We start from the raw sequence: 26,974 nt of genomic DNA, 5'->3' as shown, positions 1-26,974 counted from the left end.
ATCAGGCCCCGCTCACGTCGCGCATCAACAAGCCGAAGCGCAGATCCACCGCATCCGGAATCGGCAGGTACACGGTGTGCCCATCCCCCGGCGCCACATCGATGGCCTCGCCCTTGAGGCTCTGCAATTCGTGCAGATCAAAATGGAAATTGCCCTCGGGCGTCATCAGTTCCAGATGATCGCCCAGAGCAAAGCGGTTCTTCACTTTGACCTCGGCCAGCCGATCCCGGCGTTCGCCAGTCAGCTCGCCAACGAATTGCTGACGCTCCGACACCGAACTGCCGTTCTGGTAGTTCTGGTATTCGTCATGCACATGACGGCGCAGGAAGCCCTCGGTGTAGCCGCGCTGGGCGAGGGATTCCAGATCGGTCATCAGGCTGCGGTCGAATTCGCGACCGGCCACCGCATCGTCGATGGCCCGGCGGTAGACCTGAGTGGTGCGCGCGCAATAGAAGTGGGATTTGGTCCTGCCTTCGATCTTCAGCGAGTGCACGCCCATGCGAGTCAGGCGCTCGACGTGCTGCACCGCGCGCAGGTCCTTGGCGTTCATGATGTAGGTGCCGTGCTCGTCTTCGAAGGCCGGCATCATCTCGCCGGGACGGTTGGCTTCCTGCAACAGGAACACCTGATCGGTGGGCGCGCCGAGGCCGAGAGTCGGTTGCGGTTCGAAGGTCTGCACGATCTCGCCGAGCTGGTTTTCCGTGGCTTCCTGCGCCGAATATTTCCAGCGGCAGGCGTTGGTGCAGGTGCCCTGATTGGCGTCGCGCTTGTTCATGTAGCCGGAGAGCAGACAGCGACCGGAATAGGCCATGCACAGTGCGCCGTGGACGAACACTTCCAGCTCCATGCCCGGCACCTGTTCGCGGATTTCGCCGATCTCTTCCAGCGACAACTCCCGGGACAGGATGATCCGGCTCAGCCCTTGTTGCTGCCAGAATTCGACGCTCGCCCAGTTCACCGTATTGGCCTGCACCGACAGGTGAATCGGCATCTGCGGAAAGTGCCGGCGTACCAGCATAATCAGGCCGGGGTCAGACATGATCAGTGCGTCCGGCGCCATCTCGATCACCGGCGCCAGATCCTTGAGGAAGGTTTTCAGCTTGGCGTTGTGCGGCGCGATGTTGACCACCACGTAGAAACGCTTGCCTTGGGCCTGGGCTTCACGAATGCCGAGGGCGAGATTGGCGTGGTCGAACTCGTTGTTGCGCACCCGCAGGCTGTAGCGCGGCTGGCCGGCGTAGACTGCATCGGCGCCGTAGGCGAAGGCGTAGCGCATGTTTTTCAGGGTGCCGGCAGGGGCGAGCAGTTCCGGGGTGAAGGAGGGCGTCATGGCGGTGTCGGTCGCAAAAGCGCGGGAGGGTAAACGAGGTGCGGCGAGGGTTTATTGATCTGGATCTATGCTCCATGAACAAAGATGGCACTCGCGCGGGCGTGGGCTGACTAAGTTGGGCGGGCGCGCGTGGCGCCTGACTGACATGGACCGGACATGAACCAAAAGAGTCTGCAATTCAAATCCCTCACCGTGCTGTTGCTGCTGGTGACGGTGGCCTTTATCTGGATCCTGCTGCCGTTCTACGGTGCGGTGTTCTGGGCGGTGATCCTCGGCATCGTATTCGCGCCGATGCAGCGCCGGTTGCAGCAGAAGTTCGGCTGGCAACGCAACCTGACTTCACTTTGCACCCTGAGTGTCTGCGTGGTGATCGCGATTCTGCCGGTGATCGTCATCAGCGTGTTGCTGGTGCAGGAAGGGGCGACGCTCTACGACAACATCGAAAGCGGCAAGCTCGATATCGGCGCGTATCTGGCGCAGTTCAAGCACAGCCTGCCACCGTACTTTCAGCACCTGCTCGACCGTTTCGGTATGGGCGAACTGAATGCCTTGCGCGAGAAGATCGTCAAGGCGGCGATGCAGGGCAGTCAGGTGCTGGCGAGCCAGGCGTTCAGTTTCGGCCAGGGCACCTTCGATTTCGTGGTGAGCTTTTTCATCATGTTGTACTTGCTGTTCTTCTTTCTGCGCGATGGCGCCGAACTGGCGCGCAAGGTGCGCACGGCGGTGCCGCTGGAGGAGCATCACAAGCGGCGCCTGCAACTGAAATTCAATCGAGTGGTGCGCGCCACCGTCAAAGGCAACCTTTTGGTGGCCATTACGCAAGGCGCGCTGGGCGGGGCGATTTTCTGGTTTCTCGACATACCCAGCGCGTTGCTCTGGGCGGTGTTGATGGCGTTTCTGTCGCTGTTGCCGGCGGTGGGAGCGGGGATTGTCTGGGCACCGGTGGCGGTTTACTTCCTGCTCAGCGGGATGATCTGGCAGGGCGTTGTGCTGGGGCTGTTCGGGGTGTTTGTGATCGGCCTGGTGGATAACGTGCTGCGTCCGGTGCTGGTGGGCAAGGACACGCGCATGCCGGACTACATGATCCTGATCTCGACGCTGGGCGGGATGGCGGTGTTTGGTCTCAACGGTTTCGTGATCGGGCCGCTGATCGCTGCATTGTTCATATCGAGCTGGGCGCTGTTCGTCGAAACCAGACCGAAAGTGCAGTTGCCTTAAGCCTTGAACGGGCCGTTGATCAGTCTTTGCGACAGCGCCTGGGCGGCTGGCAAAGAGGTGAGCGGGCCGCTGACCGGTTCGCCGTCGCGCACCAGATACCAGCAGGCGAGCAGTCCAAGCTCTCTGAGGGATGCAGGAACCGCGCTGCCGACAACGGACATGATTTGAACCTGTGCCATGAAAAGTACCTCCATCAATCTATGGAGCTACCTTAGGGATTTGGCCGTATCAGGGACAATCAACGCTTTCGATAGTGGACATTGATGCCGTTGAGGGCCGGCTCAATCGACCACCTGATCGAGCATGTGCACGATCTCGTGCTCGTTGAGCAAGCCCTTGCGCACCAGGTTTTCCGCCAGCAGCGACACAAACTTCGCCGTGCGATGGCCTTCCAGGTGCTTGAGCTCGGTCAGGGCGTTGTACACCTTGCTCGAGGTGCATAAACCGACGATGCGGTGCGGATTCTGTGTTGGCATTCCAGTCGTCCTTGTTTTTATCAACCTGTTGTATGCGGACGGATTCAGATTGCGGTTCCGTCATGACAAATAGATGACCGTTTTGTGTTTCGGCCCGACGGTCGAGTCCATCATGCCGACTTTAACGGGTGAAACTGTCCCCACAGCGACCTTGGCGAGATTTTTTCAGACGTTGGCCGACGGACGGTTGGCTTTCTGGAGGCCAAAAAAAAGCCCCGCTGTAAAAGCGGGGCTCTGTCTGTGTGCTTACCAGCGACCACCGTAGTAGTGCGGGTGGCCGTAATAACCACGGGGCGGACCGTAGTAGACCGGGCCTGGAACATAAACCGGTTGTTGTACGTAGACCGGGGCCGGCTGGTAGTAGACCGGTGGTGGCGGTTGTTGTACGTACACCGGCGCCGGTTGAGCGTAAACAGGCTGTTGAACATACACCGGACGATCCTGGTTGATGAGCGCCGAGCCGATGATGGCCGAGCCGACGATCGCACCAAATACCGCCGGACCCTGCCAGCCACCGCCGTGGGCTTCTGCCTGACCCGTGATCGCGAATGCACCAATCAACAAGGCCACGATGGGGAGTTTACGAATCATGATTAATCCTCGGTTCTTCGACCCGGCGTCCAGGCCTGCAACAGGCTCGGGATAGCGCGGGGATACTTCTAAGACAGCAACATTTGGAAAAACAGCACGGCGGCTGGGTAAATTTTGTGTAAGGTCTGTACCGGCTTGCTTACCGGGTTTCAGGCAACGGCTGTGATGCCCGGAACAGACCGCCTTATGATCGTTCAGAACCCGATGGTCTGGCTAATCCCGTCCATCCGAAAGTGCATTCGAAGGAGACTCCCATGCAGATGAACCCCAACAAAGACACCCAATTGTGCATGTCCCTGTCTGGGCGTCCCGGGAATTTCGGTCTGCGTTTTCATAACCATTTGTACGAGCAACTGGGCCTGAATTTCTATTACAAGGCCTTCAGCAGCCAGGATCTGCCGGGTGCCGTCGGCGGGATCCGGGCGCTGGGCATCCGTGGTTGCGGGGTGTCGATGCCGTTCAAGGAGGCGAGCATTGCCCTGGTCGATGAGCTGGATGCCTCGGCCGCGGCGATCCAGTCGATCAACACCATCGTCAACACCAATGGCCATCTCAAGGCCTACAACACCGATTACATCGCCATCGCCCAGTTGCTGGAAACCCACGCGGTGCCGAAAGACTCGACTTTCGCCCTGCGCGGCAGCGGCGGCATGGCCAAAGCGGTGGCCAGTGCCTTGCGCGACGGCGGTTACAAGAATGGATTGATCGTCGCCCGCAACGAGCGCGCCGGCCGTGCGCTGGCCGATTCCCTGGGCTATCGGTGGCAGGCGGATCTGGGCGATGAGCGCCCGCAGATGCTGATCAACGTGACGCCGGTCGGCATGGACGGTGGTCCGGAAGCGGGGCAACTGGCGTTTGAAGTGGATGTGATCAAGTCTGCCGACACCGTGTTCGATGTGGTGGCGATCCCCTCGGAAACCCCGTTGATCGTGCGCGGCCGCGCCGAAGGCAAAAAAGTCATCACCGGGCTGGAAGTGATCGCGATCCAGGCGCTGGAGCAGTTCGTGCTGTACACCGGCGTGCGGCCGACGGTCGAGCAGTTCGATGCAGCGGTGGCGTTTGCCCGCAGTTGATTGATCACGGTATCGGGGTTGGTCATTGCCTATACTGCCGGATCAGCAGGCACAGACTTGCCCCACGACATAAAACCGAGGTTTGCATGCACCCGCCCATTCTCAACCTGAATGATGTCGAACTCGAACCGTTGCCCGAAGCCCTGGCCCCCGAAGGCGAAACCGCCGGGCGTTATCAGCAGCGGTTCGCCCGAATCGGCCAGCAACTGGGCGCGCAGAAGCTCGGTTATCGGCTGTATGCGCTGCCGCCGGGCATGCGTGGCAGTCCGTTCCACAGCCATCGGGTCAATGAGGAGATGTTCTACGTGGTGGCCGGGGAAGGGGAGGTGCGTCTGGGGGCCGAGCGTTTCCCGATCCGCACCGGCGACGTGATCGCCTGCCCGCCGGGCGGCCCGGAAAAGGCGCATCAAATCATCAACACCAGCTCGCAGGAGCTGCGTTATCTGGCGGTCAGCACCCAGCAGCAACCGGACATCTGCGAGTACCCGGACTCGAACAAATACGCGGTGATGGATAACTTCAGCATCGATGCCGAGGGCAATGCCTCGGGATTCGTGGCGGTGGCGCGGCAGTCGGACGGGGTGGATTACTGGGACGGCGAGTAACGCCGCCCCATTACGCTTATTCGAGGCGGGCCAGACGCTCTTCCAGCGCCGCAATCCGCGCTTCCAGCTCTTCGATGCGCTCCACTGACACACCGCTGGCAGCGCCGCGCTCACTCGGATTCTGTCGTGCCGCAATAATCGCCTCAATGTCCGCCGGATCGCCCAGTGCGTGGGTGTAGCGATCTTCGCGCTGACCGGCCTGACGCGGAATCAGCACCGCCAGATCCCGAGCGATCAGGCGTTCCAGCTGGTGCACCACTTGTTCGGCGTCTTCGAATTCATGCATGCGACCGCTGCGGGTCAGCAGCTCGTTGACGGTCTGCGGGCCGCGCAGGAACATCAGCCCGGTCAGAATCAATTGTGCCGGCACCAGTTCCAGCGCCTTGTCGACCTTGTGCTCCCAGCGGTCGGCGCGACTGCCCATCACCAGTTTGGCGAAACCGCGACCTTCGAGGGCGCGCAGGCTCTGACCGACCTGGCCCTGGGTCAGGTTCATCACCGGTTCCCGGCTGGTTTTCTGATTGCAGGCCAGCACCAAGGCGTTGAGGGTCAGCGGATAGGTTTCCGGGCTGGTGGCCTGTTTCTCGATCAGCGAACCCAGAATGCGGATTTCCGTGGCGTTGAGCCGTGGTTCGTTGACGTTGGTTTCAAGTTCTGTGGACATCGCGCGTTCCCTCTGCAGTCGAAGGCGCCTAGCCTAATCCTTGCTGGATAAAAGACAAGTCGCGCGGCCCGCGAGCATGGCTATAATCGCCCCACGATTCACCCAGCCACCACGTGAGACTGCCATGACCATTTCCCTGTACGCCGCATCCGTCCCGGTTTTCCAACAAATGCTCAACGCCCTGAGCGATGTGCTGAAAAAGGCCGAAACCCACGCCACCGAGAAAAACATCGACCCGAACGCCTTCCTGCAAGCGCGTCTGTACCCGGACATGTTCCCGCTGGTGCGTCAGGTGCAGATCGCCGTGGACTTCGCCAAAGGCGTTTCCTCGCGTCTGGCCGAAGTCGAAATCCCGAAATACGACGACACCGAAACCACTTTCGCCGAGCTGCAAGCGCTGATCGCCAAGGTCCTGGCCTTCATCGGCGAGATCAAGCCTGAGCAAATCAACGGCAAGGAAGGCATCGAAATCGTGACCCGTCCGGGCACCCCGAAAGAGAAGCGCTTCAGCGGCCAGGCTTACCTGCTGAGCTACGGTCTGCCGCAGTTCTTCTTCCACGTCACCACTGCTTACGACCTGCTGCGTCACAACGGCGTTGAAATCGGCAAGCGCGATTACATGGGCGCGTTCTAAACCCGACGCATAAAAAAGCCCGCCAAGGTTTGCGCCTTGGCGGGCTTTTTATTGCGCTCGGTGTTTAGGCCGGACGCTGGGCTTTCTGTTCTTCGCCCAGGCAAGCCGCAGCGGTGAACAGCACGTCGGTGGAGGAGTTCAGCGCCGTCTCGGCCGAATCCTGCAGCACGCCGATGATGAAGCCGACTGCCACCACCTGCATGGCGATTTCGCTCGGGATGCCGAACAGGCTGCACGCCAGCGGGATCAGCAGCAGCGAACCGCCGGCTACACCGGACGCACCGCACGCGCAGATTGCAGCGACAACGCTGAGCAGGATCGCGGTCGGGATGTCCACGGCAATGCCCAGGGTGTGCACGGCAGCGAGGGTCAGCACGGTGATGGTGATCGACGCGCCGGCCATGTTGATGGTGGCGCCGAGCGGAATCGATACCGAATAGGTGTCTTCGTGCAGGCCCAAGCGTTTGCTCAGTTCCAGGTTGACCGGAATGTTCGCCGCCGAGCTGCGGGTGAAAAACGCGGTGATGCCGCTTTCACGCAGGCATTTCAGCGTCAGCGGGTACGGGTTGCGGCGCAGCTTCCAGAACACGATCAGCGGGTTCATCACCAGCGCCACGAATGCCATGCAGCCCAACAGCACCGCCAACAGGTGGGCGTAACCGACCAGTGCGCCAAAACCGGAAGTGGCCAGGGTCGAAGCCACCAGGCCGAAAATCCCCAGCGGCGCGAAGCGGATCACCACACGGACGATAAGGGTCACGCCGTTGGACAGGTCGCTGACCACTTCCCGGGTGGTGTCGCCGGCGTGGCGGATGGCCACGCCCATGCCGATGGCCCAGGCCAGAATACCGATGAAGTTGGCGTTCATCAGCGCGGTGACCGGGTTATCGACCACGCTCAACAGCAGGCTTTGCAGCACTTCACCGATGCCGCCCGGTGCCGTCACGGCGACGTTGTCGGTGGACAGCACCAGATGCGACGGGAACAGGGTGCTGGCAACCACGGCCACCACCGCGGCGCCAAAGGTGCCCAGCAGATAGAGGAACAGAATCGGCCGAATGTGGGTTTCCTGGCCGTGCTTGTGGTTGGCGATCGAGGCCATGACCAGCACGAACACCAGAATCGGTGCCACGGCTTTGAGCGCCGAGACGAACACCTTGCCGATGAAGGCGGTGCCTATGGCCGCTTCCGGCGCGAACAGCGCCAGGGCGATGCCGGCAATCAGGCCGATCAGGATCTGCGTGACCAGGCTGAGGCCTTTCAGGCGTTGCATTGGAGAAGGGGATGAAGCGGTCATAACGGCATCTCTGCTTTTTTATAGGGTGCAAGGTTGCGTGGTCCGGGCGATGAATCGGGGGCAGGCCACAGACACGAACCGAAAGGAATGACGCGACAGCCACGCCGTTAAACGGGCGGCTGAACAGGGTGTACGTTTTTCAGGGCGCGGACTTTATCACAGCGTAGGCCTTATCCTTCAGGCCTGTGACGATCTGCCACCGAAACGTCCGGCAACATAGACAGGTTTGTGCAAGTCACTCGGGAAACACTCTGTTAAGATTGCGCATCCTTATTTTCAAGTTCTGCCGGCGGGCCTTCGGGTCAACGCTGGTGTCGTCGTTTTGCTGGAGTTCCCCATGCTGTTGCCCATCCTTCTGTTGTCTGCCGCCGGATTCACGGTGCTGACCACGGAGTTCGTCATCGTCGGCCTGTTGCCGGCGATTGCCCGCGACCTGGCCGTCACCATCCCGCAAGCCGGGTTGCTGGTGACTCTATTCGCTTTCACCGTGGCCATGTTCGGTCCTTTCTTGACCGCATATTTCGCCCGTTTCGAACGGCGCAAACTGTTCATCACCATCCTGATCATGTTCGGTCTGGCCAATACCGTGGCGGCACTGGCGCCGAATATCTGGGTCATGGCTATTGCGCGGTTGATCCCGGCGCTGGGGTTGCCGGTGTTCTGGGCCCTGGCCAGTGAAACTGCCGTGGACATCGTCGGCCCGGACTTCGCCGGTCGCGCCATTGCCAAGATCGGCTTCGGCATCGTCTGCGCCACGGTATTCGGGATTCCGGTGGGTACGCTCATTTCCGATGCATTCGGCTGGCGCAGTGCATTCGCCATTCTGGCGGTGATTGCGTTCGCCAAGGCCTTGCTGCTGTTTGTTTACCTGCCGAAAACCAGCCTGCACCAGCATCAGGTCAGCTTCGCTTCGCAGTTCAAGATCCTGCGCAGCCCGCTGATGCTTGGCCATGTATTGCTGTCGATCCTGGTGTTCAGCGGCATGTTCACGGCCTACACCTATCTGGCGGACATTCTCGAGCGTCTGGCCGGCTTCAATGGCACCGTGGTCGGTTGGTGCCTGATGGGCTTTGGTGCGGTCGGCCTGATCGGTAACTCGCTGGGCGGGCGCGCGGTGGATCGCCATCCGCTGATGGCCTCGGTGATGTTCTGCGCGTTCATGATTCCCGGGATGGTGGCGCTGGTGCCCAACATCAATTCGTCGCTGGGTCTGGCGGCGGCGATGGGCATCTGGGGCGTGACCCAGGCGGCGCTGTTTCTGGTCAGCCACGTGCGTTTGATGAAAGCCGCACCTGAGGCGCCGGCCTTCGCTGCGTCGCTGAACATTGCCGGGGCCAATCTCGGGATCGGTCTGGGCGCGATCATTGGCGGTCGAGTGATCGACAGCGCTGGTCTGGGCTTCGTGGGTTTCGCCGCTGCCGGCTTCATTCTGCTGTCGATTTTCCTCGCCATGGTGTTGATGGTGCTCAAGCCGCGCGATGTCTGCGCAACGGCTTAAAACTCGGTAAACAGCTCGCGTCGGGCACCTTCGGTAATCGCTTTGATGCCGGGGTGCTTGACCTTGCGTTCCACCGAGATCGCATAGAACGACTCGCTCACCGCATCGGTCTGGCCGATCAACTCAACGCCGTACTGGCGCTTCACCTCATCGGCAATCACGCTCGGGCCGATGAAAATCCCGCTGCCGGACTGGCCGAACGCCTGCATCAGGGCGCTGTCATCGAACTCCCCGACAATCCTCGGCTGAATCTGCTGCTCGGCGAACCAGCGCTGCAAACGGCTGCGCACCACGGTTTCTGCGCCGGGGATCAACAGCGGCGCACCGTGCAGGCTGCGCGGAAAATCCTGACCGTATAACGCCGCCAGCTCGGCGGTGGCAAAGAAACTGATCCCGCATTCCCCGAGTTTCTGGCTGTAGCCCTTGATGTCCAGGTGCGACGGCATCGGGCTGTCGGAGATCACCAGGTCCAGGCGCTGGATGGCCAGGTCCGCCAGTAACCGTTCAAGTTTGTCTTCGCGGCAGGTGATGCGCAGCGGTTCGCTGAGCTCCATGGTTGGTGCGATCAGGCGATAGACGATGGATTTGGGCACCACATCCGCCACGCCGACCCGGAACAGGATCTGCTGTTCGTTGGGTTGTGCGCGCAGCATCAGTTCCAGTTCGCCGCCGAGCTGGAACATCTGCTCGGCGTAGGGCAGGGCCTGGCGCCCGGCTTCGGTGAGTTCGAGTTGCCGGCCGACCCGCTGGAACAGCTCGATGCCGTAGGTCTGTTCCAGCAGGGAAATCTGCCCGCTGATGGTCTGCGGCGTGAGGTTCAGTTGCTCGCAGGCGCGCACGATGCTGCCGGTCTTGGCCACCACCCAGAAGTAATGCAGTTGTCGGTAATTGAGCATGGGGTTTGGTCCGTCAAATACAGTTCGTATAAATCGAAGTATAGCCGCTAAAAATACGAATTTTCCTGAAGTATTTGTCTCCCTAGAATGCCCAGCCATCGACGGGCGGTCTGTGACCCTGTCTGTTCATTCGAAGGAAGCCTTATGAAATACACGATCCCGGCACTGATGTTTACGTCTTTACTGCTTATGACCGGTTGCGACCAGGCTGAAAAAAGCGCCCAGCAATTGATGGGCAAGGCCGCCGAGAGCGCCAAGCAGGCGATCGACGACACGCACAAAGCCGCCGAGCAGGCGCTCAGCGAGGCCACTGGCGGCCTGATCGAGAAAAAAGAAGCCCCGGAAAAAGATGCGGAAAAATCCGAATCTTCCTCCAAGACCATCTAAATCGTCTTACAAGAGTCAGGACTGACCCATGGAATACCTGTTAGAACTCGCTTCCAGCCCGACGGCCTGGATTGCCTTGGCCACACTGGTGGTGATGGAAATCGTGCTCGGCATCGATAACCTGATCTTCATCTCGATCCTGACCAACAAACTGCCCGAGCAGTACCGGCAGAAGGCCCGCCGCCTCGGTATCGGCATGGCGCTGATCATGCGTCTGGCGCTGTTGAGCACCATCGCCTTCATCGTGCAGTTGACCGAGCCGGTCATCGAGATCCTGGGCCAGGCGTTCTCCTGGAAGGACATGATCCTGATCGCCGGTGGTTTGTTCCTGGTGTGGAAGGCGACGACCGAGATCCATCACAGCATGGACCCGGTGCCGGACGATCCGAAGTCGGCTACCTCGACGGTAACCCTGGGCTTTGCCGCCGCCATCGGGCAGATCCTGATGCTGGACATGGTGTTCTCGATCGACAGCATCATTACCGCTGTCGGCATGACCGAACACTTGCCGATCATGGTGATCGCGGTGGTGGTTTCGGTACTGGTGATGCTGTTTGCGGCTGATCCGCTGGCCAAGTTCATCAACGACAACCCGTCGGTGGTGATGCTGGCCCTGGGCTTCCTGATCATGATCGGCATGACGCTGATCGCCGAAGGTTTCGGCGCCCACGTACCGAAAGGTTATGTGTATGCCGCCATGGCGTTCTCGGCTGCGATCGAGGTGTTGAACATGATGTCCCGTCGCGCCAAGCAGAAGAAACTGGCTGCCCAGGCGTAACCGCTGGAAAAGCGAAGGCCGCGTCACTCGCAAGAGTCACGCGGCCTTTTTCGTTTGAATCGATTGAAAGATGTCAGTGCGCGGTGGCGTGACGGGCGCTGTGTTTTTCGATCTTCTTGATCGGTGCAGGTTGCACAGGGTGGTGATGGCGGCGGGAAATCCGCAGCACGCCCCACAACATGGCAGCGGCAACGGCCAGCCAGCCGGCAATCAACATCACAATAGTCATGGTCAGGCTCATCGGTGCCTCCTCTTTGCCCTGCGTCGGGCGCTCACTCTTTTGCTGTCTTTCGAGTGACAGTCTAGTCGCTGGCGTGTTTCAGGCTATTGACCAAAGGTCGGTGGTGACCAATCACTTCGCTCTATGCAGCCGATGCATCTGCCCCTTTGGGCTATACCGCAGCGTTGCGCCGTCCTATGATCCTCGACCAAGCCGGAACACGATGACCGGTAACTGATCAAGAGAGTGACGATGGTGCAGGTATTTTCCCGGATTCGCATGGCACTGCTGGTGGCCGGTTGTGTGACAGCTTTGGTGGGGTGTGCGGGCAGTGTGGCGCCGGAAGTCCAGCGCCTGCCGGAGCGCGTTGAACTCAGCGGCACGTTCTATCGGGGCGAAGCCTATCAGAGCGGGCCGCAGGTGTTGGCCAGCCTGCTGTCGCAGCAAGGCATCGTGATCACCCCGGGGTTGCTGGAAAAACCTCTGCACTTGCCGGGCGCCGAGGACAAGCTTCAGCAGAATATGCAGAACCTGGCCCGTGAATACGGCATGGTCGTGTACCCGGTAGATGCCCGTTTGCCGGCACTGCTGACCCAGGTCGCGGCGGGTTACCCGGTGATGGTGCGTTTCAGCGAGGGATCGGCGTTCTGGGCCGAGCCGCGGTACGCGATCCTTTCCGGCTATGACCGCAAGAAGCAGAAGGTTCTGCTGCGCGCCGGGATGAATCGTCGTGAACTGATGAGTTTCAGTTCTTTCGAGTCCGCGTTGGAGAAATCCGGCGGCTGGGCAGTGCTGATTCAGAAACCGACCCAGATCCCGGCTTCCGTAGATCGTCAGCGCTGGCTGAAGGCCGCTGATGAATTGGCGCAGGCTGGCCAGGAACGCGAGGCGGCACAGGCGCGCAAGGCGTTGGCGGGGCAGTGAGGTTCCGTCCGTCTCCTGACGGGCACCCTGGCGCGCAGCTAAGCTCATAAGGGTAACGCCCGGTTTTTTCGGGTGATTACCCGAACGAGAGGTGCGTATGAGTACCGATTCGAGCTTCGACGACCATAAACCGGATAGTGTGCCGACTACGCCGGAGCCGGACGTTGATCCAGTGCTGGATCCGGACAGTCCGCTACGCGATCCATTGGCCCGTCCTGCGGTAGTAACCCCGGAACATCGGCGCGACCCCAGTGCTGGCGACGGCATTCCCGATGATGATCAGATGCCGCTGCCCAACGACTGAACCGGCAGACGAAAAAAAGCCCCGAATGTTCGGGGCTTTTTCTTGTGTTGCGATTTACTTGGACGCTTCGACCACGCCGCTCTGGCGACCCTTGAGGTTCTTCTCGGCCTTGTATTGCTGGGCCACCGCCGGAACGTTGGTGCTCCGGCCGGTTTCCACCCAGCTGCGGATGCGGCTGGCATCGGCGAAGTGGGTGTACTTGCCGAACGCATCGAGAATCACCAGGGCAACCGGGCGGTTGCTCATCCGGGTCACGAGCACCAGACAATGCCCGGCCGGATTGGTGAAGCCGGTCTTGGTGATCTTGATGTCCCAGTCGGCCTTGTTGACCAGGTGGTCGGTGTTACGGAAACCCAGGGTGTAATTGGGTTTGCGGAACGAGACGGTTTTTTCCTTGGTGGTGGTGAGTTCGGTCAGGATCGGATGCTTTTGCGCAGCCATCAGCAACTTGCTCAGGTCGCGGGCGGTGGAAACGTTGCGCTCTGACAGGCCGGTCGGTTCCACAAAGTGGGTGCTGGTCATGCCCAGCGCCTTGGCTTTGGCGTTCATCGCCGCGATGAAGGCTGCATAACCGCCCGGATAGTGATGGGCGAGACTGGCGGCGGCGCGGTTTTCCGAGGACATCAAAGCGATCAGCAACATCTCCCGGCGCGGCAGTTCGCTGCGCAGTTTGACCCGGGAAAACACGCCTTTCATTTCCGGGGTGTGGCTGATGTCGACGTCAATCCATTCGTCCATGTTCTGGTGGGCTTCAACCACGACCAGGCCGGTCATCAACTTGCTGACGGAGGCGATCGGCACGATCACGTCCGGATTGCTGGAGTAAATGACTTTGTTGGTCTGCAGATCCATCAGCAGGGCGCTGCCGGAGGCAATCTTCAACTGTGAAGCGTCTCGAGGGGCAGCGGTGGTTTCGGCGGCATTGACCGTTGGCGTGAGGAGCGTGCCTGAAAATGCAAAAACCAGGCTCAGGATGGACAGACGAATATTCACGCGGGCGAACTCATGAAGGTTGAAAATGCCGTTTTTTGTAACGGACTGTGTCGTAAAACGACGCATTCTAGGAGTATGGCTGAAGATCTGTCGATGGTTGTTTGAAGGGCATGAAAAAGTCGTGAAAAGCCCTGTAAAAATAGGGGTTTCCGGCGAACGGTAAAGGTTTTTTCGAGGATACGAAAAACCCCGCACTAGGCGGGGTTCTTCTGGAGCGGAAAAAGCGCTTTAAACGTGCAGGGTTTCTGCCGCGTAGAGGGTGTTTTCCAGCAGGCAGGCGCGGGTCATCGGGCCGACGCCGCCCGGTACTGGTGTGATCCAGCCGGCGCGGGGCAGGGCGGTTTCGTACACGACGTCACCGACCAGTTTGCCGTCGTCCTGACGGTTGATGCCGACGTCGATCACGATCGCGCCTTCCTTGATCCACTCGCCCTTGACCAGGCCCGGCTTGCCGGCGGCAACCACCACCAGATCGGCGCGGCCGACGTGGCCGGCCAGATCCTTGGTGAAGCGGTGGGTCACGGTCACGGTGCAGCCGGCCAGCAGCAGCTCCATGGCCATCGGACGACCGACGATGTTGGAAGCGCCGACGACCACTGCGTCCATACCGTACAGATCGACACCGGTGCTTTCCAGCAGGGTCATGATGCCTTTCGGCGTGCACGGACGCAGCAGCGGAATGCGCTGGGCCAGACGACCGACGTTATAAGGATGGAAACCGTCGACGTCCTTGTCCGGGCGGATGCGCTCCAGCAGCTTGGACGCGTCCAGGTGCTCAGGCAGAGGAAGTTGAAGCAGAACGCCGTCGATTGCCGGGTCGTCGTTCAGTCGATCGATCAGATCGGTCAGTGCTTCCTGAGTGGTTTCGGAAGGCAGGTCGTAGGCTTGGGAGAGGAAGCCGACCTCTTCACAGTCTTTACGCTTGTGCGAGACATAAACCTGAGAGGCAGGATCGCTGCCGACCAGGATCACCGCGAGGCCGGGAGTGCGCAAGCCTTGCTCGCGACGTTCGGCTACCCGTTGGGCGATCTGCTGGCGCAGGCTGGCGGCGATTGATTTGCCGTCGATTAGTTGTGCAGTCATTGCGCGTGATTAACCATCGAGAGGGGAAAAAAAGAGAACGCATTCTCGCATGTCAAACGGTGAGGGCAAAGGCGCTTGGTCAGCAAATTCCCCTAAGCCCTTTAATTAAATGAATTTTTTTCAAAAAGGATTTGACGACCTGCAGGTCGCTCTATACTATTCGTCGCACTTGTCGGGCACAGCCTAGCACTGGTTAAGAAGGTCGAGCGAAATCAAGGTTTTGCGAGACTGGAAAGCACTTAGTTTGTAGTCCTCCAAGGGTACAGCTAACAAGGCGCCCGTAGCTCAGCTGGATAGAGCATCCGCCTTCTAAGCGGATGGTCGCAGGTTCGAGTCCTGCCGGGTGCGCCATTAGGCAGCTTTGGCACAAGTAACGCGATATGGTGGGCGTAGCTCAGTTGGTAGAGCACGGGATTGTGACTCCCGTTGTCGTGGGTTCGATCCCCATCGTCCACCCCATATTTCGAAAGGCGCCAGATGTAACAGTCTGGCGCCTTTGCTTTAAAAAGCTTCATCCGCGGATGTGGTGGAATTGGTAGACACACTGGATTTAGGTTCCAGCGCCGCGAGGCGTAAGAGTTCGAGTCTCTTCATCCGCACCAATCAAAGCTTCATTCATGCCGTTGGTAGGGTGAAGTTCTACAAAGAAGTTGTTTGGCTTCTTTGGCACGCAATATGGTGGGCGTAGCTCAGTTGGTAGAGCACGGGATTGTGACTCCCGTTGTCGTGGGTTCGATCCCCATCGTCCACCCCATATTTCGAAAGGCGCCAGATTTAACAGTCTGGCGCCTTTTTTGTTTTACGGTTTCGAGTTTTCGGCGACTGCCGGTTTCGGGTCGCAGGGCAGGGTGCTTCGTCGTATCAATGTTGCTCGATGATGCCGCGCTGCCCGCCGACCTTGCTTGCGAGGTTGGCTGTCAGGGAGATGATTCAACCGCCTCTTATATATAGAAGAGGTTGGTGCAGGGCCCTGGCTTGATTGGCTGTATTTGCTAACAGGGCGAGGCGCAACCGTTTGTCCCCGCCTTCAATTTGCCTGCTGTTTTTTTACCCGTTTTCAGTAGGGTGACTTCTTGAGTTTGACCTACTAGAATGCTTGCCCTTGATTCTTGGGTCGGAAACGGCCGGCTAACGTCTGTGCAACGAGGAATATCCATGCAAGTTTCTGTTGAAAATACTACTGCTCTTGAGCGCCGCATGAGCATCACCGTGCCGGCTGAGCGCATCGAGACTCAGGTCAACAAGCGTCTGCAGCAGACTGCCCAGAAGGCCAAGATTGCTGGCTTCCGTCCAGGCAAAGTGCCTATGAGCGAAATCAAGCGCCGTTTTGGTGCTGATGCGCGCCAGGAAGCGATTGGCGACGTGATCCAGTCCTCCTTCTACGAAGCTGTGGTTGAGCAGAAGCTGAACCCGGCCGGTTCGCCGTCGATCGAGCCCAAGTCGCTCGAAGCTGGCAAGGACCTGGAATACGTAGCCGTATTCGAAGTGTTCCCTGAGTTCACCGTTGCCGGTTTCGAAGGCATCACCGTTGAGCGCCTGAGCGCTGAAGTGGCTGATTCCGATCTGGACAAGATGCTGGACATCCTGCGCAAGCAGAACACCCGTTTCGAAGTGGCCGATCGCGCTGCCCAGAACGAAGACCAGCTGAACATCGATTTCGTTGGCAAGGTTGACGGCGAAGTGTTCGCTGGCGGTTCCGCCAAGGGCACTCAGCTGGTGCTGGGTTCCGGCCGCATGATCCCTGGCTTCGAAGAAGGCCTGGTTGGCGCCAAAGCCGGCGAAGAGCGCGTTCTGAACCTGACCTTCCCTGAGGACTATCAGAACCTGGACCTGGCTGGCAAAATCGCCGAGTTCACCGTGACCGTCAACACCGTTTCCGAGCCAAAACTGCCTGAGCTGAACGAAGAGTTCTTCGCCCAGTTCGGTATCAAGGAAAGCGGCATCGACGGCTTCCGCACCGAAGTTCGCAAGAACATGGAGCGTGAACTGCGTCAGGCCATCAAATCCAAGGTCAAGAATCAGGTAATGGACGGTCTGCTGGCCACCAACCCGATCGAAGTGCCAAAGGCTCTGCTGTCCAACGAAGTTGACCGTCTGCGCGTGCAGGCTGTTCAGCAGTTCGGCGGCAACATCAAGCCTGACCAACTGCCGGCCGAGCTGTTCGAAGAGCAAGCCAAGCGCCGCGTTGTCCTGGGTCTGATCGTGGCTGAAGTGGTCAAGCAATTCGACCTGAAGCCAGACGAAGCCCGCGTTCGCGAAATGATCCAGGAAATGGCTTCGGCTTACCAAGAGCCTGAGCAGGTAGTGTCCTGGTACTACAAGAACGAGCAGCAACTGAACGAAGTCCGTTCGGTTGTGCTGGAAGAACAAGTTGTGGATACTGTTCTGCAGAAAGCTAGCGTGACCGACAAATCGGTCTCTTACGAAGAAGCGGTCAAGCCGGTAGAAGCTCCAAAAGCCGACTGATTGTTTCTGCGTTAGAAGCACACACCATAAGCCAGCCTTCGAGCTGGCTTATGCGTATTCAAGACATGACTATTTGGGAGTGACTGCAGAGCATGTTCCGTAATTCCTATATTCAGCAGAACTCTGATATCCAGGCCGCCGGCGGCCTGGTCCCGATGGTTGTCGAGCAATCTGCTCGTGGCGAGCGCGCCTATGACATCTACTCGCGTCTTCTCAAGGAGCGGGTGATCTTTCTGGTGGGTCCGGTAGAGGACTACATGGCCAACCTGATCTGCGCGCAATTGCTGTTCCTTGAAGCGGAAAACCCGGACAAGGACATCCATCTTTACATCAACTCCCCGGGCGGCTCGGTTACTGCAGGCATGTCGATCTACGACACCATGCAGTTCATCAAGCCAAACGTGTCGACCACCTGCATCGGTCAGGCCTGCAGCATGGGCGCATTCCTGCTGACCGCAGGTGCACCGGGCAAGCGTTACTGCCTGCCGAACTCGCGAGTGATGATTCACCAGCCACTGGGCGGTTTCCAGGGCCAGGCGTCGGATATCGAAATCCACGCCAAGGAAATCCTCTTCATCCGCGAGCGTCTGAACACGCTGATGGCCAAGCACAGCGGTCGCACTCTGGAAGAAATCGAGCGCGATACCAACCGCGACAACTTCATGAGTGCAGAAGCTGCGAAGGAATACGGCTTGATCGACGAAGTGATCAACCAGCGTCCAGCTTAAAATAAGCAGCTCAAAACAGGCCTGATCGGCTGGTCCGATCAGTGGCGGGCTTGAAAAAGCCCGCAATAGCCTTCATCTTGTGTTGCAAGCCTATCGGATTTGGATCGAACGAATGACTGACACCCGCAACGGCGAGGACAACGGCAAGCTGCTCTATTGCTCCTTCTGTGGCAAAAGCCAGCATGAAGTGCGCAAATTGATTGCCGGCCCCTCGGTCTTTATCTGCGACGAGTGCGTCGACCTGTGCAACGACATCATCCGCGAGGAGGTGCAGGAAGCACAGGCCGAAAGCAGCGCGCATAAATTGCCTTCGCCTAAAGAAATCAGCGGCATCCTTGACCAGTACGTCATTGGTCAGGAGCGTGCGAAGAAGGTTCTCGCGGTAGCGGTGTACAACCACTACAAGCGTCTGAACCAGCGTGACAAAAAGGCTGACGACGTCGAACTCGGCAAGAGCAACATCCTGCTGATCGGCCCGACAGGCTCCGGTAAAACCCTGCTGGCCGAAACCCTGGCCCGCTTGCTGAACGTTCCGTTCACCATCGCCGACGCAACCACCCTCACCGAGGCGGGTTACGTGGGTGAAGACGTCGAGAACATCATTCAGAAGCTGCTGCAGAAGTGCGATTACGACGTGGAAAAGGCCCAGATGGGCATTGTCTACATCGATGAAATCGACAAGATTTCGCGCAAGTCCGACAACCCGTCGATCACCCGGGACGTTTCCGGCGAAGGCGTGCAGCAGGCCTTGCTCAAGTTGATCGAAGGCACGGTCGCTTCCGTTCCGCCGCAAGGTGGCCGCAAGCATCCGCAGCAGGAATTCCTGCAGGTCGACACCCGTAACATCCTGTTCATCTGCGGTGGTGCGTTCTCCGGTCTGGAGAAGGTGATTCAGAACCGTTCCACCAAGGGTGGCATCGGTTTCAACGCAGAAGTGCGCAGCAAGGAAGAAGGCAAGAAGGTTGGTGAATCCCTGCGTGAAGTCGAGCCTGACGATCTGGTCAAGTTCGGTCTGATCCCGGAATTCGTCGGTCGTCTGCCGGTTCTTGCGACGCTGGACGAGCTGGATGAGGCTGCATTGATGCAGATTCTCACCGAGCCGAAAAATGCCCTGACCAAACAGTACGCCAAGCTGTTCGAGATGGAAGGCGTGGATCTGGAATTCCGTTCCGACGCGCTGAAATCGGTCGCCAAGCGTGCCCTGGAACGTAAAACCGGTGCCCGTGGCCTGCGTTCGATTCTCGAAGGTGTGCTGCTCGACACGATGTATGAAATCCCCTCGCAGTCCGAGGTGAGCAAAGTCGTGATCGATGAAAGCGTGATCGAAGGCAAGTCCAAGCCACTGTATATCTACGAAAACAGTGAGCCGACGGCCAAGGCAGCGCCGGACGCGTAAGTGTCCACCCTGCCGGAACAAAGAAGGGGCCTTCGGGCCTCTTTTTTTTTATGTCGTTTTTTACATCCGCTTTGCGCTTGTTTTTTTTCAAGGCAGCCCCCATCTTGGTTTCAAGCTTAATTCCATCTGATTACGGCCATATGGCCGCCGTAGAGGCGAAATCATGAAGACCACCATCGAATTGCCTCTCCTGCCATTGCGTGATGTCGTTGTGTATCCGCACATGGTTATCCCGCTGTTCGTGGGGCGCGAGAAATCCATCGAAGCCCTCGAGGCCGCGATGACGGGCGACAAGCAGATCCTGCTGCTGGCCCAGAGAAACCCGGCTGACGACGATCCCGGAGAAGACGCTCTGTATCGCGTCGGTACCATTGCAACCGTTCTGCAATTGCTCAAGCTGCCTGACGGCACCGTCAAGGTTCTGGTCGAAGGCGAGCAGCGCGGTACTGTCGAGCGTTTCAGCGAGGTCGATGGCCACTGCCGTGCCGAAGTCTCGCTGATCGACGAAGTCGACGCCGCCGAGCGCGAGTCCGAAGTCTTCGTGCGCACGCTGCTGTCGCAATTCGAACAATATGTTCAGCTGGGCAAGAAAGTCCCGGCTGAAGTCCTGTCGTCGCTCAACAGCATCGATGAGCCGGGCCGTCTGGTAGACACCATGGCTGCGCACATGGCGCTGAAGATCGAGCAGAAGCAGGAAATCCTCGAAATCATCGATCTGGCTGCCCGGGTCGAGCACGTTCTGGCTCTGCTGGACGCCGAAATCGACCTGCTGCAGGTCGAAAAGCGCATCCGCGGCCGCGTCAAGAAGCAAATGGAGCGCAGTCAGCGCGAGTACTACCTGAATGAGCAGATGAAGGCCATTCAGAAGGAACTCGGCGACAGCGACGAAGGCCACAACGAAATCGAAGACCTGAAAAAGCGCATCGACGCTGCCGGTCTGCCGAAAGACGCCCTGGCCAAGGCCACTGCCGAGCTGAACAAGCTCAAGCAAATGTCGCCGATGTCGGCCGAAGCCACCGTCGTGCGTTCCTATATCGACTGGCTGGTACAGGTGCCGTGGAAGGCCCAGAGCAAGGTACGCCTGGATCTGGCCCGTGCCGAAGACATTCTCGACGCCGATCACTACGGCCTGGAAGAGGTCAAGGAACGCATCCTTGAGTACCTCGCCGTGCAGAAGCGCGTGAAAAAGATTCGTGGCCCGGTGTTGTGCCTGGTCGGCCCTCCGGGCGTGGGTAAAACCTCGCTGGCGGAGTCGATTGCTCACGCCACCAACCGTAAATTCGTGCGAATGGCCCTTGGTGGCGTGCGTGACGAAGCGGAAATCCGTGGTCACCGTCGGACTTACATCGGTTCGATGCCAGGAAGATTGATTCAAAAGATGACAAAGGTGGGCGTCCGCAACCCGCTGTTCCTGCTCGATGAAATCGACAAGATGGGCAGCGACATGCGTGGCGATCCGGCGTCGGCGTTGCTGGAAGTGCTCGATCCGGAGCAGAACCACAACTTCAACGATCACTATCTGGAAGTCGATTACGACCTGTCGGATGTGATGTTCCTCTGCACCTCGAACTCGATGAACATTCCGCCGGCGCTGCTGGACCGGATGGAAGTGATCCGTCTGCCGGGCTACACCGAAGACGAAAAGATCAACATCGCCGTCAAGTACCTGTCGCCAAAACAGATTGCCGCCAACGGCCTGAAGAAAGGCGAGCTGGAATTCGATGAAGAAGCGATCCGCGACATCATCCGTTACTACACACGTGAAGCCGGTGTGCGTGGCCTTGAGCGGCAGATTGCCAAGGTCTGCCGCAAGGCAGTTAAAGAGCATGCACTGGAAAAACGTTTCTCGGTGAAAGTGACAGCTGATCTGCTCGAGCACTTCCTTGGCGTGCGCAAATTCCGCTACGGTCTGGCCGAGCAGCAGGATCAGATCGGTCAGGTGACCGGCCTGGCCTGGACTCAGGTCGGCGGTGAATTGCTCACCATCGAAGCGGCCGTCGTGCCGGGTAAAGGGCAACTGATCAAGACCGGTTCGCTGGGTGACGTAATGGTCGAATCGATCACTGCGGCCCTGACCGTTGTGCGCAGCCGTGCCAAGAGCCTGGGCATTCCCCTGGACTTCCACGAGAAGCGCGACACCCATATTCACATGCCGGAAGGTGCTACGCCGAAAGACGGCCCGAGCGCCGGTGTAGGCATGTGCACCGCACTGGTGTCGGCTTTGACGGGTATTCCTGTGCGCGCCGATGTCGCCATGACCGGCGAGATCACCCTGCGTGGTCAAGTCCTTGCCATTGGTGGCCTGAAGGAAAAACTCCTTGCCGCGCACCGTGGTGGAATCAAGGTCGTGATTATTCCGGAAGAGAACGTGCGTGATCTGAAGGAGATTCCTGACAATATCAAGCAGGATCTGCAGATTAAACCGGTTAAATGGATTGACGAGGTCCTGCAAATTGCGCTGCAATACGCGCCGGAGCCCTTGCCGGATGTGGCTCCGGAGATTGTCGCGAAGGATGAAAAACGCGAGTCCGATTCCAAGGAAAGAATTAGCACGCATTAATACGTCTTTGGCTGGGGGGCTTGTTGACAGTTTTTTAGAGCCCTTGTTATAAAGCGGCTCTTAAGTGTCTGTAGGCCATTCAGCACTCGTTTTTGCTTTCACCAAAAAACTTAGAATCATCTCAAAATAGATATAAGGGGACTTAGAGTGAACAAGTCGGAACTGATTGATGCTATCGCTGCATCCGCTGATATCCCGAAAGCTGCTGCTGGCCGTGCGCTGGACGCTGTAATCGAATCCGTCACTGGCGCTCTGAAGGCTGGCGACTCCGTAGTTCTGGTAGGTTTCGGTACTTTCTCGGTAACCGATCGTCCAGCTCGCATCGGTCGTAACCCACAGACCGGCAAGACTCTGGAAATCGCGGCAGCCAAGAAGCCAGGTTTCAAAGCCGGTAAAGCCCTGAAAGAAGCCGTCAACTAAGTTTGATTCAGGTTTTTACCCATCCGGGTCGGGGTCATGCCTGACTTGGCAGCGGAGCGGTAGAGCAGGCAGTCTGGAATAATTGCCTGCTACACCGGGATCGAGGGTTCGAGCCCTGTCCGCTCCGCCAGTTACGAGAAGGCGCATCCTCGGATGCGCCTTTCTTCTATCCGGATTCTACCCACGCTCCACGGTTGCCTAATTTTTGAAGTTCAACCGTTTCTGGGGGACGCATGCTGCAGAATATCAGGGACAATTCACAAGGCTGGATTGCCAAGACCATTATCGGGGTCATCGTTGCACTGATGGCCCTGACCGGTTTCGATGCCATTTTCAAGGCCACGACTCACACCAACGAGGCGGCCAAGGTCAATGGTGAAGAAATCAGCCAGAACGAGCTGAGCCAGGCCGTTGACATGCAACGCCGTCAGCTGATGCAACAGCTGGGCAAGGACTTCGATGCTTCCTTGCTCGACGAAAAAATGCTGCGCGAATCGGCCCTCAAGGGTCTGATCGATCGCAAGCTGCTGCTGCAAGGCGCAGAAAAATCGAAGTTCGCCTTCTCCGACGCGGCGCTGGATCAGGTGATCCTGCAAACGCCTGAATTCCAGGTTGATGGCAAGTTCAGCTCCGACCGTTTCGACCAGGTGATCCGTCAGCTGGGCTACAGCCGCATGCAATTCCGCCAGATGCTGGCTCAGGAAATGCTGATCGGTCAGCTGCGCGCCGGTGTAGCGGGCAGCGGTTTCGTCACCGACGCTCAAGTGCTGGCCTTCGCCCGCCTGGAAAAGCAGACCCGTGATTTCGCCTCGCTGAACATCAAGGCTGATCCGGCGGCAGTGAAGCTGACCGACGATGAGGTCAAGGCTTACTACGACGAACACGCCAAGGAATTCATGACCCCGGATCAGGTGGTCATCGATTACCTCGAGCTGAAGAAGGCTTCGTTCTTCGACCAGGTCGCCGTCAAGGACGAAGACCTGCAGGCAGCGTACCAGAAAGAAATCGCCAACCTGTCGGAACAGCGTCGTGCGGCGCACATTCTGATCGAAGTGAACGACAAGACCACCGAGGCCCAGGCCAAGGCGAAGATCGAAGAAGTCCAGGCACGTCTGGCCAAGGGCGAGAAGTTCGAAGCGCTGGCCAAGGAGTTCTCGCAGGATCCGGGCTCGGCCAACAACGGCGGTGACCTGGGTTATGCCGGTCCTGGTGTCTACGACCCGGCCTTCGAGAAAGCCTTGTATTCGTTGAACAAGGATCAAGTGTCCGAGCCGGTTCGCACCGATTTCGGTTTCCACCTGATCAAGCTGCTGGGCGTCGAAGCGCCGGAAGTGCCGACCTTCGCCAGCCTGAAAGACAAGCTGACCCACGAGCTGAAAGCCCAGCAGGTCGAGCAGCGTTTCGTCGAGGCGACCAAGCAGCTGGAAGACTCCTCGTTCGAGGCGTCTGACCTGGCGCAGCCGGCCCAGGATCTGAAACTGACCGTACACACCTCCAAGCCGTTTGGCCGTGAGGGTGGGGAAGGTGTTGCGGCCAACCGCGCCGTGGTCACTGCCGCGTTCAGCAACGAAGTGCTGGATGATGGTGCCAACAGCACCGCCATCGAGCTGGATCCGGATACCGTGATCGTGTTGCGTGCCAAGGAACACCTCAAGCCTGCGCAACTGCCGCTGGAAGCCGTGGCCACCGCCATTCGCACTCAGTTGGCCAAAGAGCACGCCAGCGCGGCTGCCAAGACCAAGGCGGAGCAACTGATCGCCGGTCTGCGTGACGGCAAGACCCCGCTGGACAAGGCCATCGACGGTCAGAACTGGAAAGTCACCCAGGCCGCCACCCGTGCCCAGGAAGGTGTTGATCCTGCAGTGCTGCAAGCGCTGTTCCGCATGCCGAAACCGGCCGCCAAGGACAAGCCGACTTTCAGCAGCGTGACACTGCCTGATGGCAGCCTGACCATCGTGCGTCTGAACGCTGTGAACGAAGCCGCTGCGCCGACCGATGAAGAGAAAGCGCAATACCGTCGCTTCCTCGCTTCGCGTGAAGGCCAGCAGGACTTCGCGGCGTACCGCAAGCAGCTCGAAAGCGAAGCGGACATCAAGCGTTTCTGATGCCTGACTGAGCGATAAAAGAAGCCCCGGATGAAAGTCCGGGGCTTCTTTTTGCCCGCTATTCAGCGCGTGGGAATCCATGCTGCCGGGCATTCGCGGTCGCCCAGAGGGTCAGAATCAATAAGCCCGCAACGATCCAGGGAAAGGCACTGACGCCCGGATTCGCCAGCAACAGGCCACCCGCCAGTCCGCCTCCGGCAATGCCGACATTCCACAGGGTCACCAGCATCGATTGCGCGGTGTCGGCAGCGTCCTTCGCTGTTTTCGCCGAGGCCGTCTGCAGCAGTGAAGGCATTGCGCCGAAGGCCAGCCCCCATACCGCCGTGGCGGCGTAGACCACGCCGGGCATTTCCCGCCACAGAGCCAGGGCCACGGCGGAAAGCATGAACAATGTGGCGCTGATCAGTACCAGCTCCCGCAGCCAGCGATCAATCAGGCTGCCGACGATCCACAGACTCAGCACCGACGCCAGGCCGAACACCAGTAACACCCGGTCGATTTCGGCACCGAGCCCGGAGGGTTCGAGGAACGGCGCGATGTAGGTGTACAGAAGGTTGTGAGCGACCACGTAGGACAGCGTCACGAACAACACGGATCGCACGCCCGGCAGGGTAAACACCTGACGCAGGGGCAGGTGCTTTCCGGCGCGCTCACCGGCAAAGTCCGGTACCTGCCAGCGTACCCAGATAACCAGCAGCACGGTCATTGCGCTCATGATCGCGAAGCTCAACCGCCAGCCGACCACGGTGCCGAGCAGCGTGCCGGCCGGTATGCCCAACGAAAGCGCGAGAGGGGCACCGAGCATGGCCACGGTGATGGCGCGGCCCTGCAGATGCGGGGCAACCATGCGGCTCGCGTACCCTGCCAGTAACGCCCAGAGCAACCCGGCAAACACGCCGGCAATAAAACGCGCAATCAATGTCAGCCAGTACCACTCTGACAGCGCGGTGATGCTGTTGGCGATGGCAAAACCGCCAATGGCCGATAACAGCAGTGGTCGGCGGCGCCAGTCTCGGGTGGCGATGGTCAGCGGAATGGCCGCCAGCATCGATCCGATGGCGTACAGCGTAACCAGTTGCCCGATCAGCGCCTGAGAGACATCGAGACCCGCGCTCATCTGCGGTAACAGGCCAGCGGGCATGGCTTCGGTCAGCACGGTGATGAATCCGGCGGTGGCCAGTGCGAGCAGGGCACCCAACGGTAATCGCTCTGCGGGTTCGACCGGGTGGGCAAGCGTTGCAGAAGTGAGTTGTGCATCGTTCATGAGCCAGCATCCATTTTGCCGAGGGAGATGAAGTCCACAGGGTAGGGCGCTGCACATTCGGGAAAAACAGGTTAGGGTTCCGAACATCTCGGACAGGAATGTCGTGAATCAGGGGGAAAGAATGGACAGTCTGGGCAGCATTTCGGTGTTCGTGCAGGTGGCGGAAACCCGCAGTTTTACCGAAGCGGGACGTTTGCAGGGCGTGTCGTCCTCGGCGGTCGGAAAAAGCATCGCACGTCTGGAGGCCCGGCTCGGCGTGAGGTTGTTCCATCGCACGACCCGCAGCATCACGCTCACCAGCGAAGGCGCGCTGTTTCTTGAACGCTGCCGCAAGATTCTCGCCGAGGTCGAGGCGGCTGAATTCGAGTTGTGTGATGCCGCATCGGCGCCTCACGGCAAGTTGCGGGTCAGCTTGCCCCAGGTGCATGAACTGGTGATGCCGGTCATGAATGAATTCATGGCGCTGTACCCGCAGATCGAGCTGGATCTGGACCTGACCGATCGCATGGTCGATGTCGTCGAGGAAGGCTTCGATGCGGTCATCCGCACAGGAAAACCTCGGGATTCGCGGCTCATGGCCCGGCCCCTGGGGAAATTTCACATGGTGTTGGTGGCCAGCCCCGGGTATCTGCGCGAACGCGGTGTGCCGCTGATCCCCGCCGATCTGGCGCAGCACGCCTGTCTGCGCCACACGTTTCACGCCACGGGCAAACTGGAACCCTGGCCGCTGAAGCGTAAGGAGGGCGTTCCCGAGCCGAGTTTGCCGACCCGCCTGGTCAGCACATCAATTGAAGCGGTCAGACATGCGGCACTGGCCGGTCTGGGCATCGCCTGCCTGCCGGACTTCATGACCCATGAGGCGCAAAGGCAGGGGCGCCTGCAGCGGGTGCTGGATGAGCATCTGGAGCACGTCGGACAGTTCTGGGTGCTTTGGCCATCCAGTCGCCATGCAACCGCCAAATTGCGGGTGTTCATTGATCATTTGTCGGCGCGACTTTTTCCTGTCGCCGAGGGTCAGTAGAGTTGTAACTGTTTTAAGACACTAATCCGTACGCCGCGGGGCA

27 protein-coding genes and 4 tRNA genes are annotated in these 26,974 nt (G+C 59.1%); 20 read left to right on the top strand and 11 right to left on the bottom strand.

Annotated elements, in window-relative coordinates; translation table 11 throughout:
• Position 1 precedes the first annotated feature (1 nt).
• Complete coding sequence (gene yegQ, locus M5B98_RS16305; RefSeq protein WP_248743249.1) at positions 2-1,330, bottom strand: tRNA 5-hydroxyuridine modification protein YegQ; 1,329 nt, start codon at positions 1,328-1,330, stop codon at positions 2-4.
• Between the two features lie 156 nt (positions 1,331-1,486).
• On the opposite strand from yegQ, the gene M5B98_RS16300 reads away from it, so the two are divergent.
• Positions 1,487-2,548: an AI-2E family transporter gene (locus tag M5B98_RS16300; protein WP_248743248.1), complete on the top strand. Its 1,062-nt coding sequence runs from the start codon at positions 1,487-1,489 to the stop codon at positions 2,546-2,548.
• On the opposite strand, the gene M5B98_RS16295 is transcribed toward M5B98_RS16300, so the two are convergent.
• The 3 genes from M5B98_RS16295 to M5B98_RS16285 form a co-directional block, all read right to left on the bottom strand.
• A complete protein-coding gene (locus tag M5B98_RS16295; protein WP_085712487.1) occupies positions 2,545-2,727 on the bottom strand; it encodes a hypothetical protein in 183 nt (60 codons plus the stop codon). The genes M5B98_RS16300 and M5B98_RS16295 overlap by 4 nt on opposite strands.
• 102 nt (positions 2,728-2,829) lie before the next feature.
• On the bottom strand, positions 2,830-3,024 hold the full coding sequence (locus M5B98_RS16290) for a hypothetical protein (protein WP_085712486.1): 195 nt from the start codon (positions 3,022-3,024) through the stop codon (positions 2,830-2,832).
• A gap of 246 nt (positions 3,025-3,270) precedes the next feature.
• The gene (locus tag M5B98_RS16285) at positions 3,271-3,615 is read right to left on the bottom strand and encodes a hypothetical protein (protein WP_025108898.1); all 345 of its coding nucleotides are present in this window, start codon (positions 3,613-3,615) and stop codon (positions 3,271-3,273) included.
• Positions 3,616-3,869: 254 nt separating this feature from the next.
• On the opposite strand from M5B98_RS16285, the gene M5B98_RS16280 reads away from it, so the two are divergent.
• Positions 3,870-4,688, top strand: a complete 819-nt coding sequence (locus tag M5B98_RS16280) for a shikimate 5-dehydrogenase (protein ID WP_248743247.1) — start codon at positions 3,870-3,872, stop codon at positions 4,686-4,688.
• Positions 4,689-4,774: 86 nt separating this feature from the next.
• Entirely contained in the window at positions 4,775-5,293 is a 519-nt protein-coding gene (locus M5B98_RS16275) for a cupin domain-containing protein (protein ID WP_248743246.1), read from the top strand.
• Positions 5,294-5,309: 16 nt separating this feature from the next.
• Here the strand turns inward: M5B98_RS16275 and M5B98_RS16270 are convergent, their stop codons facing one another.
• Positions 5,310-5,957, bottom strand: coding sequence for a YceH family protein (locus tag M5B98_RS16270; RefSeq protein ID WP_248743245.1), 648 nt, complete (start codon positions 5,955-5,957; stop codon positions 5,310-5,312).
• 124 nt (positions 5,958-6,081) lie between these two features.
• Between M5B98_RS16270 and M5B98_RS16265 the strand changes: the two genes are divergently transcribed.
• Positions 6,082-6,591, top strand: a complete 510-nt coding sequence (locus tag M5B98_RS16265; RefSeq protein ID WP_248743244.1) for a DUF1993 family protein — start codon at positions 6,082-6,084, stop codon at positions 6,589-6,591.
• Between the two features lie 64 nt (positions 6,592-6,655).
• Here the strand turns inward: M5B98_RS16265 and sstT are convergent, their stop codons facing one another.
• A complete protein-coding gene (gene sstT, locus M5B98_RS16260; RefSeq protein WP_248743243.1) occupies positions 6,656-7,888 on the bottom strand; it encodes a serine/threonine transporter SstT in 1,233 nt (410 codons plus the stop codon).
• A 337-nt stretch (positions 7,889-8,225) separates the two neighbouring features.
• Between sstT and M5B98_RS16255 the strand changes: the two genes are divergently transcribed.
• The gene (locus tag M5B98_RS16255) at positions 8,226-9,386 is read left to right on the top strand and encodes an MFS transporter (protein WP_248743242.1); all 1,161 of its coding nucleotides are present in this window, start codon (positions 8,226-8,228) and stop codon (positions 9,384-9,386) included.
• Here the strand turns inward: M5B98_RS16255 and nhaR are convergent.
• Positions 9,383-10,282: a transcriptional activator NhaR gene (gene nhaR, locus M5B98_RS16250; RefSeq protein ID WP_085712480.1), complete on the bottom strand. Its 900-nt coding sequence runs from the start codon at positions 10,280-10,282 to the stop codon at positions 9,383-9,385. The two genes, M5B98_RS16255 and nhaR, sit on opposite strands and share 4 nt — an antisense overlap.
• A 144-nt stretch (positions 10,283-10,426) precedes the next feature.
• Here nhaR and M5B98_RS16245 point away from each other — a divergent pair, with 144 nt between their 5' ends.
• Together M5B98_RS16245 and M5B98_RS16240 are read left to right on the top strand one after the other, a co-directional pair.
• Positions 10,427-10,669, top strand: a complete 243-nt coding sequence (locus M5B98_RS16245; protein ID WP_134827433.1) for a hypothetical protein — start codon at positions 10,427-10,429, stop codon at positions 10,667-10,669.
• 28 nt (positions 10,670-10,697) lie between these two features.
• A complete protein-coding gene (locus M5B98_RS16240; RefSeq protein WP_085712478.1) occupies positions 10,698-11,447 on the top strand; it encodes a TerC family protein in 750 nt (249 codons plus the stop codon).
• Positions 11,448-11,520: 73 nt separating this feature from the next.
• Here the strand turns inward: M5B98_RS16240 and M5B98_RS16235 are convergent, their stop codons facing one another.
• On the bottom strand, positions 11,521-11,688 hold the full coding sequence (locus M5B98_RS16235) for a hypothetical protein (protein ID WP_167443780.1): 168 nt from the start codon (positions 11,686-11,688) through the stop codon (positions 11,521-11,523).
• Between the two features lie 231 nt (positions 11,689-11,919).
• On the opposite strand from M5B98_RS16235, the gene M5B98_RS16230 reads away from it, so the two are divergent.
• Together M5B98_RS16230 and M5B98_RS16225 are read left to right on the top strand one after the other, a co-directional pair.
• Positions 11,920-12,591, top strand: a complete 672-nt coding sequence (locus M5B98_RS16230; RefSeq protein ID WP_248743241.1) for a peptidase C39 family protein — start codon at positions 11,920-11,922, stop codon at positions 12,589-12,591.
• 97 nt (positions 12,592-12,688) lie between these two features.
• Positions 12,689-12,895, top strand: a complete 207-nt coding sequence (locus M5B98_RS16225) for a hypothetical protein (RefSeq protein WP_102621718.1) — start codon at positions 12,689-12,691, stop codon at positions 12,893-12,895.
• Positions 12,896-12,949: 54 nt separating this feature from the next.
• Here M5B98_RS16225 and pbpG read toward each other — a convergent pair whose 3' ends face one another.
• Both pbpG and folD read right to left on the bottom strand, forming a co-directional pair.
• Entirely contained in the window at positions 12,950-13,888 is a 939-nt protein-coding gene (pbpG, locus tag M5B98_RS16220; RefSeq protein WP_085712474.1) for a D-alanyl-D-alanine endopeptidase, read from the bottom strand.
• A 228-nt stretch (positions 13,889-14,116) separates the two neighbouring features.
• On the bottom strand, positions 14,117-14,971 hold the full coding sequence (gene folD / locus M5B98_RS16215) for a bifunctional methylenetetrahydrofolate dehydrogenase/methenyltetrahydrofolate cyclohydrolase FolD (protein WP_248743240.1): 855 nt from the start codon (positions 14,969-14,971) through the stop codon (positions 14,117-14,119).
• A 274-nt stretch (positions 14,972-15,245) separates the two neighbouring features.
• On the opposite strand from folD, the gene M5B98_RS16210 reads away from it, so the two are divergent.
• From M5B98_RS16210 to M5B98_RS16165, 10 genes are all read left to right on the top strand, one after another.
• Positions 15,246-15,322 (top strand) — tRNA-Arg (locus tag M5B98_RS16210).
• A 32-nt stretch (positions 15,323-15,354) separates the two neighbouring features.
• Positions 15,355-15,430: transfer RNA gene (locus M5B98_RS16205), tRNA-His, on the top strand.
• A gap of 58 nt (positions 15,431-15,488) precedes the next feature.
• Positions 15,489-15,573: transfer RNA gene (locus tag M5B98_RS16200), tRNA-Leu, on the top strand.
• 76 nt (positions 15,574-15,649) lie between these two features.
• Positions 15,650-15,725, top strand: a tRNA-His gene (locus tag M5B98_RS16195).
• Positions 15,726-16,126: 401 nt separating this feature from the next.
• Entirely contained in the window at positions 16,127-17,437 is a 1,311-nt protein-coding gene (tig, locus tag M5B98_RS16190; protein WP_248743239.1) for a trigger factor, read from the top strand.
• Positions 17,438-17,529: 92 nt separating this feature from the next.
• Positions 17,530-18,165, top strand: a complete 636-nt coding sequence (gene clpP / locus M5B98_RS16185; protein WP_053161532.1) for an ATP-dependent Clp endopeptidase proteolytic subunit ClpP — start codon at positions 17,530-17,532, stop codon at positions 18,163-18,165.
• A gap of 112 nt (positions 18,166-18,277) precedes the next feature.
• A complete protein-coding gene (gene clpX, locus M5B98_RS16180; protein WP_016775335.1) occupies positions 18,278-19,561 on the top strand; it encodes an ATP-dependent Clp protease ATP-binding subunit ClpX in 1,284 nt (427 codons plus the stop codon).
• A 163-nt stretch (positions 19,562-19,724) separates the two neighbouring features.
• A complete protein-coding gene (gene lon / locus M5B98_RS16175; protein ID WP_085712471.1) occupies positions 19,725-22,121 on the top strand; it encodes an endopeptidase La in 2,397 nt (798 codons plus the stop codon).
• Positions 22,122-22,268: 147 nt separating this feature from the next.
• Positions 22,269-22,541, top strand: coding sequence for an HU family DNA-binding protein (locus tag M5B98_RS16170; RefSeq protein ID WP_002552737.1), 273 nt, complete (start codon positions 22,269-22,271; stop codon positions 22,539-22,541).
• A 233-nt stretch (positions 22,542-22,774) separates the two neighbouring features.
• Positions 22,775-24,646 (top strand): SurA N-terminal domain-containing protein, encoded by a 1,872-nt coding sequence (locus M5B98_RS16165; protein WP_248743238.1) that lies wholly within the window; start codon positions 22,775-22,777, stop codon positions 24,644-24,646.
• 58 nt (positions 24,647-24,704) lie between these two features.
• Here the strand turns inward: M5B98_RS16165 and M5B98_RS16160 are convergent, their stop codons facing one another.
• Positions 24,705-25,910, bottom strand: a complete 1,206-nt coding sequence (locus M5B98_RS16160) for an MFS transporter (RefSeq protein ID WP_248743237.1) — start codon at positions 25,908-25,910, stop codon at positions 24,705-24,707.
• A 121-nt stretch (positions 25,911-26,031) separates the two neighbouring features.
• On the opposite strand from M5B98_RS16160, the gene M5B98_RS16155 reads away from it, so the two are divergent.
• Positions 26,032-26,931 carry a LysR family transcriptional regulator gene (locus tag M5B98_RS16155; RefSeq protein ID WP_248743236.1) on the top strand — a complete coding sequence of 300 codons (900 nt, stop codon included), beginning with the start codon at positions 26,032-26,034 and terminating at the stop codon, positions 26,929-26,931.
• The last annotated feature ends 43 nt before the right edge of the window (positions 26,932-26,974 follow it).

The sequence above is a fragment of the Pseudomonas sp. MWU12-3088 genome, from assembly GCF_023242405.1.
Classification (GTDB): Bacteria; Pseudomonadota; Gammaproteobacteria; order Pseudomonadales; family Pseudomonadaceae; genus Aquipseudomonas; species Aquipseudomonas kribbensis.
The sequence above is the reverse complement of the archived record's forward strand: the minus strand, read 5'-3'. Positions and strand labels throughout refer to the sequence as shown.

Coding starts and splice junctions, on each gene's coding strand:
- yegQ (WP_248743249.1), bottom strand. CDS start 1,330: ATGACGCCCTCCTTCACCCCGGAACTGCTCGCCCCTGCCGGCACCCTG.
- M5B98_RS16300 (WP_248743248.1), top strand. CDS start 1,487: ATGAACCAAAAGAGTCTGCAATTCAAATCCCTCACCGTGCTGTTGCTG.
- M5B98_RS16295 (WP_085712487.1), bottom strand. CDS start 2,727: ATGGCACAGGTTCAAATCATGTCCGTTGTCGGCAGCGCGGTTCCTGCA.
- M5B98_RS16290 (WP_085712486.1), bottom strand. CDS start 3,024: ATGCCAACACAGAATCCGCACCGCATCGTCGGTTTATGCACCTCGAGC.
- M5B98_RS16285 (WP_025108898.1), bottom strand. CDS start 3,615: ATGATTCGTAAACTCCCCATCGTGGCCTTGTTGATTGGTGCATTCGCG.
- M5B98_RS16280 (WP_248743247.1), top strand. CDS start 3,870: ATGCAGATGAACCCCAACAAAGACACCCAATTGTGCATGTCCCTGTCT.
- M5B98_RS16275 (WP_248743246.1), top strand. CDS start 4,775: ATGCACCCGCCCATTCTCAACCTGAATGATGTCGAACTCGAACCGTTG.
- M5B98_RS16270 (WP_248743245.1), bottom strand. CDS start 5,957: ATGTCCACAGAACTTGAAACCAACGTCAACGAACCACGGCTCAACGCC.
- M5B98_RS16265 (WP_248743244.1), top strand. CDS start 6,082: ATGACCATTTCCCTGTACGCCGCATCCGTCCCGGTTTTCCAACAAATG.
- sstT (WP_248743243.1), bottom strand. CDS start 7,888: ATGACCGCTTCATCCCCTTCTCCAATGCAACGCCTGAAAGGCCTCAGC.
- M5B98_RS16255 (WP_248743242.1), top strand. CDS start 8,226: ATGCTGTTGCCCATCCTTCTGTTGTCTGCCGCCGGATTCACGGTGCTG.
- nhaR (WP_085712480.1), bottom strand. CDS start 10,282: ATGCTCAATTACCGACAACTGCATTACTTCTGGGTGGTGGCCAAGACC.
- M5B98_RS16245 (WP_134827433.1), top strand. CDS start 10,427: ATGAAATACACGATCCCGGCACTGATGTTTACGTCTTTACTGCTTATG.
- M5B98_RS16240 (WP_085712478.1), top strand. CDS start 10,698: ATGGAATACCTGTTAGAACTCGCTTCCAGCCCGACGGCCTGGATTGCC.
- M5B98_RS16235 (WP_167443780.1), bottom strand. CDS start 11,688: ATGAGCCTGACCATGACTATTGTGATGTTGATTGCCGGCTGGCTGGCC.
- M5B98_RS16230 (WP_248743241.1), top strand. CDS start 11,920: ATGGTGCAGGTATTTTCCCGGATTCGCATGGCACTGCTGGTGGCCGGT.
- M5B98_RS16225 (WP_102621718.1), top strand. CDS start 12,689: ATGAGTACCGATTCGAGCTTCGACGACCATAAACCGGATAGTGTGCCG.
- folD (WP_248743240.1), bottom strand. CDS start 14,971: ATGACTGCACAACTAATCGACGGCAAATCAATCGCCGCCAGCCTGCGC.
- tig (WP_248743239.1), top strand. CDS start 16,127: ATGCAAGTTTCTGTTGAAAATACTACTGCTCTTGAGCGCCGCATGAGC.
- clpP (WP_053161532.1), top strand. CDS start 17,530: ATGTTCCGTAATTCCTATATTCAGCAGAACTCTGATATCCAGGCCGCC.
- clpX (WP_016775335.1), top strand. CDS start 18,278: ATGACTGACACCCGCAACGGCGAGGACAACGGCAAGCTGCTCTATTGC.
- lon (WP_085712471.1), top strand. CDS start 19,725: ATGAAGACCACCATCGAATTGCCTCTCCTGCCATTGCGTGATGTCGTT.
- M5B98_RS16165 (WP_248743238.1), top strand. CDS start 22,775: ATGCTGCAGAATATCAGGGACAATTCACAAGGCTGGATTGCCAAGACC.
- M5B98_RS16160 (WP_248743237.1), bottom strand. CDS start 25,910: ATGAACGATGCACAACTCACTTCTGCAACGCTTGCCCACCCGGTCGAA.
- M5B98_RS16155 (WP_248743236.1), top strand. CDS start 26,032: ATGGACAGTCTGGGCAGCATTTCGGTGTTCGTGCAGGTGGCGGAAACC.